Source organism: Bradyrhizobium sp. CCBAU 45389 (assembly GCF_028128625.1).
In the GTDB taxonomy this organism is placed as follows: domain Bacteria; phylum Pseudomonadota; class Alphaproteobacteria; order Rhizobiales; family Xanthobacteraceae; genus Bradyrhizobium; species Bradyrhizobium liaoningense_B.
Window position 1 is genome coordinate 1 of the sequence record NZ_LBIY01000005.1, and the last position, 12,801, is coordinate 12,801.

Below are 12,801 nucleotides of genomic sequence, written 5' to 3' on the forward strand. Positions count from 1 at the left end.
TTTGTGCGTCCGCAGCGTGCTCCTTACGCGCTCAACGTCACACCATGCCTTCCGCGACCACCATGTAGTTCACGTCCATGTCCGACGAGAGGGCCCATTTGTCGGCGAAGGGTGAGTAGACGACGCCGGTCTGTTCAGTGATGACGAGGCGGTTGTCGAGCAGATACTTGGTGAGCTCGTCGGGGGTGACGAACTTGTTCCATTCGTGCGTGCCGCGCGGCAGCCAGCGCAGGACGTATTCGGCGCCGACGATGGCGAGCGCAAAGCTCTTCCAGTTCCGGTTCAGCGTCGAGACCACCATCAGGCCGTTCGGCTTCAGCATCGACGCGCAGCGCTTCAGGAACATGCCGACGTCGACGACGTGCTCGACCACCTCCATCGCCAGCACGATGTCGAAGCGCTCGCGCGGATCGATCTCCTCCACCGTGGTGCAGCGATAGTCGATCGCAAGGTGGCTCTTGTCGGCATGGAGTTTGGCGGCGGCGATGTTGCTCTGCGAGGGATCGACACCGATGACTTGCGCGCCGAGCCGCGACAGCGGCTCGCAGAGCAGGCCGGCGCCGCAGCCGATGTCGAGCACGCGCAAGGACCCAAGGCAGTTGAGGCTGCGAACGTTGCGCTCGAACTTGCGGCAGGCGGCGTCGCGGATATAGCCGAGCCGCAACGGGTTGATCCGGTGCAGCGGCGCCATCTTGCCCTTGGGGTCCCACCACTCCGCCGAGAGTTTTGAGAATTTCGCGATCTCGGCGGCGTCGACGGTCGAGCCCGGCTGGGCGGAGAGGGAAGTATTTTGCTGCATGCTCATGGGTACGCGCGGTCCTACCGCGTGGTGATCGAACTACGGAAAGCGAGCGGCGAGGCGATGGTCCGGATGGTTTCGCGACCTTCGCCGACGCCGTTGATGGTCACGTCGCCGTAGTTGAGAATCCGTCCAAGAATCGTCTGGTTGACATCGACGCTCTCGACCTTGTCCAGCGCCATCTCGAAGGTGCGACGCTTGATGAATCCGGTCTTGTGCACGACCCTCAGATTGGTGACGTCGGTCTCGGTGGTGAAGCGATGGAACCAGCCCTTGAAGGTCCAATACAAGGCCGCCAGAGCCACGAGGCCCGCAGCGACGAGGCAAAGCAAGACGAGCCCATCGGCGGTGACCTGTCGGGACAGGAGGAACAGGACCAGCGCCACGATCCAGGCCACAATCGCAGGGAGATGGAAGATCCAGTGCGCATTGGTCGAATACAGCACCCGCTCGCCCGGCTGCAGGATCTCGTCGATATAGCGCGCCATGATCTGGTTAACCCACTCCCCCGACCCTGCCCCCGCAGGAACCCGCTTGCCCCCGGCCCCGCCGCTCTGTATACGCGCGGTCGGTGTCCGCAGGCACCCGTCCGGTGCGGGTCACCATACTGATCCTTATGAGGGAATGCACGCGTCGTCATGAGCCGCCTCGTGATGAAATTCGGCGGCACATCCGTCGCCAACATCGAACGTATCCGCAACGTCGCACGCCATGTGAAGCGTGAGGTCGACGCCGGCCATGAAGTGGCCGTGGTCGTCTCGGCGATGTCGGGCAAGACCAACGAGCTGGTGGCCTGGTGCACCGAGGCCTCGCCGATGCACGACGCGCGCGAATACGACGCCGTCGTCGCCTCGGGCGAGCAGGTCACGTCAGGCCTCCTCGCCATCGTGCTGCAGGGCATGGGCATCCAGGCCCGCTCCTGGCAGGGCTGGCAGATCCCGATCAAGACCAGCGACGCCCATGCCTCGGCCCGGATCGAGGACATCGACGGCAGCGAGATCATCAAGCGCTTCCAGGAGCGCAAGGAGGTCGCCGTCATCGCCGGCTTCCAGGGCATCAACGCCGAAACGGGCCGCATCACCACGCTCGGCCGCGGCGGCTCGGATACTTCGGCCGTGGCGGTCGCCGCAGCCGTCAAGGCGGACCGCTGCGACATCTACACCGACGTCGATGGCGTCTACACCACCGACCCGCGAATCGTGCCGAAGGCCAAGAGGCTCGACAAGATCGCGTTCGAGGACATGCTGGAACTGGCCTCACAGGGCGCCAAAGTGCTCCAGGTCCGCTCGGTGGAACTCGGCATGGTCCACAACATGCCGATCTTCGTCCGCTCGAGCTTCGACAAGCCCGAGGATATCGACCCGCATGCCAACCAGCCGCCCGGCACCCTGATCTGCGGCGAGGAGGAGATCATGGAAAACCACGTCGTTACCGGTATCGCCTTTTCGAAGGACGAGGCCCAGATTTCGGTGCGCCAGATCCAGGACAAGCCGGGCGTTGCGGCCTCGATCTTCGGCCCGCTGGCGGACGCCAACATCAACGTCGACATGATCGTGCAGAACGTCTCCGAGGACGGAAAGACCACCGACCTCACCTTCACGGTCCCGGCGGCCGACTACACCCGCGCCAAGGACACGATTACCGCCGCCAAGGCCGAGATCGGCTATGCCCGGCTCGATACCGCTACCGACGTCGCAAAAATCTCGGTGATCGGCAGCGGCATGCGCAGCCACGCCGGCGTCGCCGCCCAGGCGTTCTCGGCCCTCGCGGGACGGAATATCAACATCCGGGCCATTACAACCTCCGAGATCAAATTCTCGGTTTTGATCGACACCGCCTATACCGAGCTGGCGGTGCGCACCCTGCATACGCTCTACGGCCTCGATCAGGCCTGAAGCGCGACCCGTCGCGCTTCAGATTGTCGTTTGAGCATGGTCTTTCCGGAAAACCGCTTCGCACTTTTCCGGACCATGCAGGGGCTAATTTTCTCTTAGCGGTCGCAGCAAACGCGAAGGTGTACACACCTTCGCGTTTGGCAGGCGTTTTGCTTGGCAAAACAAGCCCTAATTCGCTATACGCGGACAGGGTGGGCTGCCGGAAACTGTGCCCCAGTTCAGGCGGTGCTGATTCGGCTCCGGCAACCGCCGGGGCCGGCGCCGGACGAGCAAATTTGTTGTTTTTCTGGACTTCGGGCGAGCCGCCGCGGGCCCCTTCGGCCCCGGCAGACGGAGGAGATTGACGGTACATGCGGAGCGCGTCGGGAGGTCCCCGCGTCTTGTTGAGACGGCTCCGCGAAACCATGGCGGAGCAGGTCTCGGCCCAGGAGCGGCTGGACAAGATCGTGGTGCTGATCGCCGCCAACATGGTGGCCGAGGTGTGCTCGGTCTACGTGCTGCGCGTCGACAACACGCTCGAGCTCTACGCCACCGAAGGTCTCAACCGCGAGGCTGTGCACCATACCGTGCTCAGCGCCCATGAGGGCCTGGTCGGCCTCGTCGCCAGCGAGGCGACCCCGCTCAACTTAAGCGACGCGCAGAGCCATCCGGCCTTCTCGTTCCGTCCCGAGACCGGCGAAGAAATCTACCACTCCTTCCTCGGCGTGCCGATCCTGCGCGCCGGCAACACGCTCGGCGTGCTGGTGGTGCAGAACCGCGCCAAGCGCAACTATGTCGAGGAGGAGCTCGAGGCGCTGCAGACCACCGCCATGGTGCTGGCCGAGCTGATCGCCTCCGGCGAATTGTCCGCGCTGGCCCAGCCCGGCCTCGAGCCCGCCGCGCGCCATTCGGCGCAGAAGGTCGGCGCGATCCTGTCGGAAGGCATCGCGCTCGGCCATGTCGTGCTGCACGAGCCGCGCGTCGTCATCAAGGACTACATCGCCGAGGACCTGCCGAAGGAAATCAAGCGGCTGGATACCGCGCTCGCCAAGCTGCGCGCCGATCTCGACCGCATGCTGGAGCGCGGCGACGTCGCCGAGGGCGGCGAGCATCGCGAGGTGCTGGAAGCCTACCGCATGTTCGCCAACGACCAGGGCTGGTCGCACAAGCTGCACGAGGCGGTCGCCACCGGCCTCACCGCGGAAGCCGCCGTCGAGCGCGTGCAGTCCGACACCCGCGCGCGCATGCTGCGCTCGACCGATCCTTACTTGCGCGACCGCCTGCACGACCTCGAGGATCTCGGCTATCGCCTGATGCGGCAGCTGGTCGGCCAGGACCATGCGCCGTCGCGTGAGCAATTGCCCGACAATGCCATCGTCATCGCCCGCGCGATGGGCCCGGCGGCGCTGCTCGACTACGACCGCAAGCGCCTGCGCGGCATCGTGCTGGAGGAAGGCACCGCCAATTCCCACGTCTCGATCGTGGCGCGCGCGCTCGGAATTCCCGCCGTCGGCGAAGTGCCGAACGCACCCGGCATCGCCGATCCCGGCGATGCCATCATCGTCGACGGCACCTCCGGCTCGATCTATGTGCGTCCGTCGCAGGAGATCGAGGCCGCCTTCGCCGAGCGCGTGCGCTTCCGCGCCCGCCGCCAGGCACAGTACCTGGCGCTGCGCGACCGCCCCTGCGTCACCAGGGACGGCCAGAAGGTCGAGCTGATGATCAACGCAGGTCTCGCGATCGACCTGCCGCATATCGAGGACACCGGCAGCGCCGGCATCGGCCTGTTCCGCACCGAGCTGCAGTTCATGGTGGGACAGAGCCTGCCGCGCACCAGCGACCAGCTCGCACTCTATCGCACCGTGCTGGATGCCGCAGGCACCAAGCCCGTCACCTTCCGCACTCTCGACATCGGCGGCGACAAGGCGCTGCCCTACATGGAAGCGGTGATCGAGGAGAATCCCGCGCTTGGCTGGCGCGCGATCCGGCTCGGGCTGGACCGACCCGGCCTGTTGCGCGGCCAGATCCGCGCGCTCTTGCGCGCCGGCGGCGGCCGCGCGCTGCGCATCATGTTCCCGATGATCTCGGAGGTCGCCGAATTCGATTCGGCGAAGGCGCTGGTCGAGCGCGAGCTGACATATCTGCGCCAGCACGGCCACACGCTGCCTGAACGAATCGACATCGGCACCATGGTCGAGGTGCCCGCCCTGCTCTACCAGCTCGACGAGCTCTTGAAGAAGGTCGACTTCATCTCGGTCGGCTCCAACGATCTGTTCCAGTTCCTGTTCGCGGTCGACCGCGGCAATGCCAAGGTGTCCGAGCGCTTCGACACCATGTCGGCGCCGATCCTGCGCGCGCTGCGCGACATCGCGCGCAAGGCGCAAGACGCGCAGAAATCGCTCTCGCTCTGCGGCGAGATGGCCTCCAAGCCGATCGGCGCGCTGGCGCTGATCGCGCTGGGCTATCGCTCGCTGTCGCTTTCGGCGACCGCGCTCGGCCCGGTCAAGGCGATGGTGCTCGATCTCGATGCCAAGAAGGCCGAAGCGGTGCTCGGCCCGCTCCTCGACGCGCCCGCGGGCAGCGTCTCGATCCGGCAGAAGCTGACGGAATTTGCCGAGGCCGAGGGCCTTGCGTTGTAGCGGGCCTGTCGCCCGCTTCCCGCCGCCCTCGCCTCCTTCCGCCCTTTTGAGACTGAACCGATGTCGTCACTCCCCGAAGCCAAACTGGACGTTCTGCTCGCGCATCATGCTTCGCTCGAGGCCGAATCGCTCGGACAGCTCACTTCCGAGCGCTACGTCCAGATCACGCGCGAGCTCGCCGAGATCACGCCGCTGATCGAGGCGGTCAAGACCTATCGGTCCGCCGTCAAGGAGCTCGCCGATACCGAGGCGCTGATCGCCGATCCCGCGACGGACGCGGAGATGCGCGGCATGGCGGAGGCCGAACGTGACGAGCTGACGCCGAAAATCGAGGAGCTGGTCCAGAAGATCCGCGTCGCGCTTCTGCCCAAGGACGCCATGGACGACCGCAACGTGGTGCTGGAAATCCGCGCCGGCACCGGCGGCGACGAGGCCTCGTTGTTCGCCGGCGATTTGTTCCGGATGTACGAGCGTTTCGCCAGCTTGCAGGGCTGGAAGGTCGAGGTGATCTCGGCGAGCGAAGGTACGGTCGGCGGCTACAAGGAAATCATCGCGGAGGTGCAGGGCCGCGGCGCGTTCTCGAAGCTGAAATTCGAATCCGGCGTGCACCGCGTGCAGCGCGTGCCCGACACCGAGACGCAAGGACGCATCCATACCTCGGCGGCGACGGTGGCCGTGCTGCCGGAGGTCGAGGACGTCGACGTCGAGATCAAGAACGACGATCTGCGCATCGAGACCATGCGCGCGCAAGGAGCGGGCGGCCAGCACGTCAACAAGACCGAATCGGCGATCCGCATCACCCACATCCCGACCGGCATCGTGGTGATGATGCAGGACAGCCGCTCGCAGCACAAGAACCGCGCCTCGGCCATGAACATCCTGCGCTCGCGCATCTACGACGCCGAGCGCCAGCGCGTCGATGCCGCTCGCTCGGCCGAGCGCAAGGAGAAGGTCGGCTCCGGCGATCGCTCCGAGCGCATCCGCACCTACAATTTCCCGCAAGGGCGCGTCACCGACCACCGCATCAATCTGACGCTCTACAAGCTGCCGCAGGTGATCGCCGGCGAAGCGCTGGGCGAACTGATCGACGCGTTGACCACCGAGCACCAGGCCGCGCAGCTCGCCGCGCAAGGCGTGGCGGCGTGACGCGCCGCGTGAGCAACGCCTTCACCGGACAATCGATCGAGAGCGCACGCCGCGCGCTGGCGGCGCAATTGAGATCGGCACAGCTCGACGAGGCCGAGCTCGACGCCCGCATCCTGATCAGTGCCGTGCTCGGCCTCGATCTCACCGGCCTCATTGCGCAGGGCGCGCGCGCCCTCTCGAGCGCCGAGGCGTCGCAACTCGCGCAATATGCAGAGCGCCGGATCGCGGGCGAGCCGGTGGCGCGCATTCTCGGCACGCGCGAATTCTGGGGCCTGCCGTTTCGCCTTTCGGAGGCGACCCTGGTCCCGCGTCCCGACACCGAAACGGTGGTCGAGCGTGCGCTCGAGCTTTGTCGCGAGCAGAAGATTCACCGGCCCCGCATCGCCGACATCGGCACCGGTTCGGGCGCGATCCTGCTCGCGCTGCTGCACGAGATTCCCGATGCCTTCGGTGTCGGCACCGATCTCAGCCTCACCGCGCTCGGTACCGCGCGGGGCAATGCCGCAGCCCTCGGCCTTGGCAACCGTTCTGCCTTCGTCGCCTGCTCCTATCTGGCGGCGCTCTCGGGTCCGTTCGATCTCATCGTGTCGAACCCGCCCTATATTCCCTCCGCCGAAATTCCGAAATTGAGCATCGAAGTGCGCGAGCACGATCCGCATCTGGCGCTCGATGGCGGCAACGACGGATATGACGCCTACCGGGTCCTGATCCCGCAGGCGGCCGAGCGCCTCGCCCCGGGCGGCGCGCTGGTCGTCGAGGCCGGACAGGGCCAGGCCCGGAACATTGAAACCTTGATGGCCGCTGCCGCGTTGGTGGTTGACAGGCCGCCCAAGGCCGATTTGGCGGGCATCCCACGGGCCGTTTCGGCCCGAAAAATGCCCCCATAAAAGCCGGATTGGTCTGTAAAAAGCTCTTGGAATATCCCTTGGGAACGACTACGTTCCGGTCAACACATCGGTGCCGGCCCCGTAGACCTACGGGCGAAAGCCGGGCTCTCGGGCGAGAGCTTTACTGATTTAAAGGTTCCAAGCCGCAGGTCCTGTTGAGCGCGATGGCCAGTGGAGCTGCGCTGCTCTCCGACCGCAAAGTGAACGAAAGCCTGATATTGCGCTTGAACACTTACGCAAGAAAGCTGGGCTTGTTTCGGCAGGCGATATGAATGGGTTCGCTGGCAATGAATGCTGGCGGGTGGGGAACGCGTCTTTGTTGAACGCGACGGTCGACGAACATTGGCAGGGTTCAATCCGCTCTCGCGCGCGGTGCGTGCGAGCACTGTGAACCGCTGTCATCAGGTCACTCTCTTGCAATCAGTAATGCGTGCAACCTTTAGGGCTGGAATTAAAGGCAGGACATGAGAAACGGTCAGAACAAGCAGCGGATGCGCAACCGCAACAACAATAACAACAACAATAACCGGCGCGGCCAGAACCCGATGACCCGGGTCTACGAGTCCAATGGGCCCGACATCAAGATCCGCGGCACGGCTTCGCATATCGCTGAAAAATATCTCCAGCTCGCGCGCGATGCGCGCTCCTCCGGCGACCCCGTTGCGGCCGAGAACTACTACCAGCACGCCGAGCATTATTTCCGCCTGATCGCGGCCGCCCAGGAGCAGTTCCGCCAGAACCAGCAGCCGCGCGGCGACGAGCCCATCAGCAACACCAGCGGCGACGACAGCGAGGACGACGGCGAGAATTTCTCGGCGTTCGGCCAGGAGCCGGGCTTCGTTCCGCAGCCGCCGCAGCAGCAGCCCTTCATGCGCGACCGCGAGGGCCAGCGCGATCATCACCAGCGTGATCACCAGCAGCGCGACCAGCAGCCCTATCAGCGCGACAATCAGCAGCCGCGCGAGCATCGCGAACGTGACCACCGTCCGCAGCCGCAATATCAGCCGCAGCCGCAACCCGCGAACCAGCCGCAGCCCGTCATCGCCGATGCCGGCAGCGTCGACCGCCTGCCCTCCTTCATCACCGGCGCACAGCCGCAGGTGAATGGCGGCCAGGGCGGCTTCGAAGGCGGTGGTGGCGGCGAGCGCTATCCGCGCCGGCGGCGCCGGCCGCATGGGCCGCGTCCCGATCGCGAGGCGGCTCCCGCCGCGTCCAGCGACGAAGTCGCCTCGGGCGAGTAAGCCTCTTCTGATTTTCTGATCTCGATCGTCCCGGCCTCGCCGGGACGATTTGTTTCAGCTGCGCGTCACCGTCGTCGAGGACGGCACCAGCACGGGCTTGGCCAGCGAGGGAATCAGCCGCGCCCGTTCACGCTTGGCGGGGATCGCGCGATAGACCTGCTTGGTGGCTTCGACGATGTGCACGCCGGCAAAGGGCAGCGACAGCGCCGCCCCGGCACGCTCCCACATCTGCGCGGATTTCAGCACCCAGCCGCCGGCATAGGGCGGCATGAACAGCGCCTCGCCCCAGGCCGTCGGCGTGAACCAGGTCTGGCGCAACAGATCGGTGATCTGCGAGCGCGAATACGGCCGGCCGTGACCGAACGGCGTGCTGTCGGTGCGAGTCCATACGCCGCGCCGATTCGGGATCACCGCGATGACGCGGCCCGAACCCGACAGCACCCGCCACACCTCGCGCAGCAGCGCGGCCGGATCGTCCGACATCTCCAGCGCATGGATCAGCAGGATGCGGTCGACCGCGGCGTCGGGAAGCGGCAGCGAGAATTCATCGACCAGCGAGGCCAGCGCCGGCCGGCCCGTCGGCCATTTCAGGACACCCTGGGCCGCCGGCATGAAGGCGATGCAGCGCTCGGCGTCTTCGCGGAACAACCCCAGATAGGGCGTGGGATAGCCGATACCGAGCACGCGATGGCCCTCGGCGCCCGGCCAGCGCTCCCGGATGCCGCGATTGATCATTTGCCGCGCCACGATCCCGAGGCGGCGGGAATAGAACTCGCGGAGGTCGACGACGTCGATGGTCATGACCGCAATGTAACATGCGCGAGGGCACGCCTGCGCGCGGAATATTGCATTGCCTGGGCAACGTTAACGCCATATTTGTCTGGCGGGGCTGAGCGCGATGGAGAGGTCATGGCCGCCGAAATTCGTACTTTCACCTGTTTAAACGACAATTTCGGTTATCTGATCCACGATCTGGAAACCAAGGCGACGGCGTCGATCGACGCGCCGGAGGCCGGCCCGATCCTGAAGGCGCTCGAGCGCGAGGGCTGGCAGCTCACCGACATCCTGATCACCCATCACCATGGCGATCATGTTGGCGGGGTTGCCGAACTCAAGCAGAAATACAACTGCCGCGTCGTCGCGCCGCACGACAAGACGACTGAGATCGCGAACGTCGACCTGCGCGTCGCCAATGCCGACGTGGTCAAGATCGGCAATCTGCTGGCGCGCGTGGTGGAGACGCCGGGCCACACGCTCGACCACATCTCCTACGTGTTCGACAATGAGAAGACGGTGTTCGCCGCCGACACGCTGTTCTCGATCGGCTGTGGCCGCGTGTTCGAAGGCACCTATCCGATGATGTGGGATTCGCTGTTGAAGCTGCGCGCCCTGCCCGACGACTTCAAGCTCTATTGCGGCCACGAATACACCGCATCCAACGTCAAGTTCGCGCTCACCATCGATCCCGACAATGCGGCGCTGCAGGCGCGCGCGGCGGAGGTCGCAAGGCTCCGGGCCGAGAACAAGCCGACCATTCCCTCGCTGCTCGGTGACGAGAAGCGGGCGAACGTGTTCCTGCGCGCCGATGAGCCCTCGATTGCAGCCAGGCTCCATATGAAGGGCGCAGACGGCGCCACCGTGTTCGGCGAGCTCCGCGAGCGCAAGAACAAGTCCTGAAGAACAAGTCCTGACGAGGATCGATGCCGACCGCAGCCGAGATCATCGCACGCCTCGAACTTCGCCCGCATCCCGAAGGCGGGCACTATCGCGAGACGTTTCGCGACCAGACCACGGACGCCAACGGGCGTTCGCGCTCGACATTGATCTATTTCCTGCTCGCGCGCGGCGAACGCTCGCACTGGCATCGCATCGACGCGGTCGAGACCTGGCACTACTACGCCGGCAGTCCCTTGACGCTGCGCATCGCCCATGAGGGCTGCTCGCAGCACGAGGTGCGGCTCGGCACCGATCTCATCGGCGGCGAGCGGCCGCAGGGAATCGTGCCGGCCAATGCCTGGCAGATGGCGGAGACCACGGGCGAGTGGACACTGGTCGGCTGCACCGTGGCACCGGCGTTCGAGTTCGCGAAGTTCGAGCTCGCACCGCAGGGCTGGGAGCCGTAGCTCCCCACCGTCATTCCGGGGCGCCGCGCAAGCGGCGAACTATGATGCGCAATTGCGCATCTGAGAATCCATCTCGCCACCGTTGACGCGAATAAATGGATTCCGGGCTCGCACTTCGTGCGCCCGGAATGACGATCACCGTTTCCTCAGCACCATGTCCTTCGCCGCGATCAGGCCGCCGCCGGCGATCAGGATTGCGGCAATGGCGATGTTTGTGCTGGCTTTGGCAAAGCCGGCGGCGATGAGGAAGCCGGTCGAGAGCAGCGGCGTCGCGTAGGAGGCGGCGCCGAGCACGCGGATGTCGCCGCGCTTCATGCCGATATCCCAGGCGTAGAACGCGGCGCCCACGGGCCCGATGCCGAGCGCGATCACGGAAAGCCATTGCAGCGTGGTCTCCGGCCACACGGTGGTTTCAAGTAGGCCATGCATCAGTGCGGCGAGCACCGATGTGGCGAGACAGAAGCCCGCGACCGCATCGGTCGGCACCGCTTTCAACCGGCGCGACAGCACCGAATAGGTCGCCCAGACGAACGCCGCGATGAAGGCCGCGATCAATCCCGGCACGGCTCCGGGCGCAAAACCGCTGGTGTTGCCGGCGAACAGCAGCACCGTGCCAATGAGGCCGAGCACGGCGCCGATGACATGATGCACGGCCAGCCGCTCGCCCGGCAGGAACGACGAGAACAGCACGATCAGGAGTGGCCAGAGATAGTTCAACAGGCCGGCTTCGGCCGGCGGCGCGAAGCGCAGCGCGAGGAAATACAGCGCGTGATAGCCGAACAATCCGCCGACGCCGACGACCCACACCACCAGCGGCTGACGCAGGCTTTTGGCGGCATCGCCGCGGCCGATCCAGGTCAGCAGGCCGACGAGACCGCCGATCGCAAACGTCATCGCGGCGAGCTGGAACGCCGGAATCTTTCCGGTCGCCACCGTCATCACCGAGAGCAGCGACCACATCAGGATCGCGGTCAATCCGATCAGCGTCGCGGTGCGGGGAGTCATTGCAGGAGGCCTCGTCGTTCCGGGATGGCGCATAGCGCCAGACCCGGAACCTCGAGATTCCGGGTTCGCCGCTGTCGCGGCGCCCCGGAATGACAGGGCATGATGCCCGGGACAAGCCCGGGCATGACGAAGTCACCTATATGATCGAACGTGATGCGATCGCATCACACCATGTACTGGCCGCCGTTGACCGTCAGCGTCGAGCCGGTGATGGCGCCTGCCTCATCCGCGGCGAGGAACACGACCGCGCGCGCGATCTCCTCGGGCTCGCCGAGGCGGCCGATCGGGATCAGCGGCAGGATGGCCTTTTCCAGCACGTCCTTCGGCACCGCCTGCACCATCTCGGTGTTGATGTAGCCCGGGCAGATCGCATTCACTGTGACGCCGCCCTTGGCGTTCTCCAGCGCCAAGGCCTTGGTGAAGCCGATCTCGCCGGCCTTGGCCGCGGAATAGTTCACCTGGCCGAACTGGCCCTTCTGGCCGTTGATCGAGGAGATGTTGATGATGCGGCCGAACTTGCGTCCGCGCATGCCTTCGATCACCTGGCGCGACATGTTGAACAGCGAGCCGAGATTGGTGCCGATCACGGCGTTCCATTGCTCGAGGCTCATCTTGTGGAAGGCGCCGTCCTTGGTGATGCCGGCATTGTTGACGAGCACGTCGACCGGGCCGACCTCGGCCTCGACCTTCTTCACGCCCTCGGCGCAGGCGTCGAAATTGCTGACGTCCCATTTGTAGACGGCGATGCCGGTCTCGGCCTTGAACTTCTCCGCCGCCGCATCGTTGCCGGCATAGCTTGCCGCGACCTTGTAGCCGGCCGCCTTCAGCGCCTTGCTGATCGCAGCTCCGATGCCCCGCGTACCACCCGTCACCAGTGCAACACGTGCCATATCGTATTCCTTCCCTTGGACTCTTCCTTGGACTCTTCGGACGCTTTTGAGTGATCGTTTTTAGCTACGGATTATGCGGGACGTTTGACGGACATCAAGAACAAAACGCCCGGCTGAGCCGGGCGTTTCTCTTTAGTCGAGGCCTGCGCGGTTGCGAAGAATATTTGATTTGCAACCGCTGCCTTTTTAGTCGCGTG

Annotated in this window: 12 protein-coding genes; 7 read left to right on the forward strand and 5 right to left on the reverse strand. The window is 65.3% G+C overall.

Features of this window, described 5'->3' with window-relative positions; all coding sequences use genetic code 11:
* Positions 1 to 37: 37 nt before the first annotated feature.
* Positions 38 to 805: a bifunctional 2-polyprenyl-6-hydroxyphenol methylase/3-demethylubiquinol 3-O-methyltransferase UbiG gene (ubiG, locus tag XH79_RS04060; RefSeq protein WP_211413381.1), complete on the reverse strand. Its 768-nt coding sequence runs from the start codon at positions 803 to 805 to the stop codon at positions 38 to 40.
* 14 nt (positions 806 to 819) lie between these two features.
* Positions 820 to 1,287 (reverse strand): PH domain-containing protein, encoded by a 468-nt coding sequence (locus tag XH79_RS04065; RefSeq protein WP_212347395.1) that lies wholly within the window; start codon positions 1,285 to 1,287, stop codon positions 820 to 822.
* A gap of 150 nt (positions 1,288 to 1,437) precedes the next feature.
* Here XH79_RS04065 and XH79_RS04070 point away from each other — a divergent pair, with 150 nt between their 5' ends.
* The 5 genes from XH79_RS04070 to XH79_RS04090 all read left to right on the forward strand — a co-directional run bounded on the left by XH79_RS04070 (position 1,438) and on the right by XH79_RS04090 (position 8,586).
* Positions 1,438 to 2,694 (forward strand): aspartate kinase, encoded by a 1,257-nt coding sequence (locus XH79_RS04070; RefSeq protein ID WP_212347392.1) that lies wholly within the window; start codon positions 1,438 to 1,440, stop codon positions 2,692 to 2,694.
* Between the two features lie 350 nt (positions 2,695 to 3,044).
* Complete coding sequence (gene ptsP, locus XH79_RS04075; RefSeq protein ID WP_271580789.1) at positions 3,045 to 5,312, forward strand: phosphoenolpyruvate--protein phosphotransferase; 2,268 nt, start codon at positions 3,045 to 3,047, stop codon at positions 5,310 to 5,312.
* 60 nt (positions 5,313 to 5,372) lie between these two features.
* Positions 5,373 to 6,458, forward strand: coding sequence for a peptide chain release factor 1 (gene prfA / locus XH79_RS04080; protein WP_271580790.1), 1,086 nt, complete (start codon positions 5,373 to 5,375; stop codon positions 6,456 to 6,458).
* The gene (gene prmC, locus XH79_RS04085) at positions 6,455 to 7,345 is read left to right on the forward strand and encodes a peptide chain release factor N(5)-glutamine methyltransferase (RefSeq protein ID WP_271580791.1); all 891 of its coding nucleotides are present in this window, start codon (positions 6,455 to 6,457) and stop codon (positions 7,343 to 7,345) included. The genes prfA and prmC overlap by 4 nt, the downstream gene beginning before the upstream one ends.
* A 464-nt stretch (positions 7,346 to 7,809) precedes the next feature.
* Complete coding sequence (locus XH79_RS04090; protein ID WP_271580792.1) at positions 7,810 to 8,586, forward strand: DUF4167 domain-containing protein; 777 nt, start codon at positions 7,810 to 7,812, stop codon at positions 8,584 to 8,586.
* 54 nt (positions 8,587 to 8,640) lie between these two features.
* On the opposite strand, the gene XH79_RS04095 is transcribed toward XH79_RS04090, so the two are convergent.
* Entirely contained in the window at positions 8,641 to 9,387 is a 747-nt protein-coding gene (locus tag XH79_RS04095) for a methyltransferase domain-containing protein (protein ID WP_212347377.1), read from the reverse strand.
* Between the two features lie 108 nt (positions 9,388 to 9,495).
* Between XH79_RS04095 and gloB the strand changes: the two genes are divergently transcribed.
* Both gloB and XH79_RS04105 read left to right on the forward strand, forming a co-directional pair.
* The gene (gene gloB / locus XH79_RS04100) at positions 9,496 to 10,263 is read left to right on the forward strand and encodes a hydroxyacylglutathione hydrolase (protein WP_271580793.1); all 768 of its coding nucleotides are present in this window, start codon (positions 9,496 to 9,498) and stop codon (positions 10,261 to 10,263) included.
* Between the two features lie 23 nt (positions 10,264 to 10,286).
* On the forward strand, positions 10,287 to 10,709 hold the full coding sequence (locus XH79_RS04105; protein ID WP_271580794.1) for a cupin domain-containing protein: 423 nt from the start codon (positions 10,287 to 10,289) through the stop codon (positions 10,707 to 10,709).
* 135 nt (positions 10,710 to 10,844) lie between these two features.
* Here the strand turns inward: XH79_RS04105 and yddG are convergent, their stop codons facing one another.
* Both yddG and phbB read right to left on the reverse strand, forming a co-directional pair.
* Positions 10,845 to 11,714 carry an aromatic amino acid exporter YddG gene (yddG, locus tag XH79_RS04110; protein WP_271580795.1) on the reverse strand — a complete coding sequence of 290 codons (870 nt, stop codon included), beginning with the start codon at positions 11,712 to 11,714 and terminating at the stop codon, positions 10,845 to 10,847.
* Between the two features lie 164 nt (positions 11,715 to 11,878).
* On the reverse strand, positions 11,879 to 12,604 hold the full coding sequence (phbB, locus tag XH79_RS04115; protein ID WP_195801800.1) for an acetoacetyl-CoA reductase: 726 nt from the start codon (positions 12,602 to 12,604) through the stop codon (positions 11,879 to 11,881).
* Between the last annotated feature and the right edge of the window lie 197 nt (positions 12,605 to 12,801).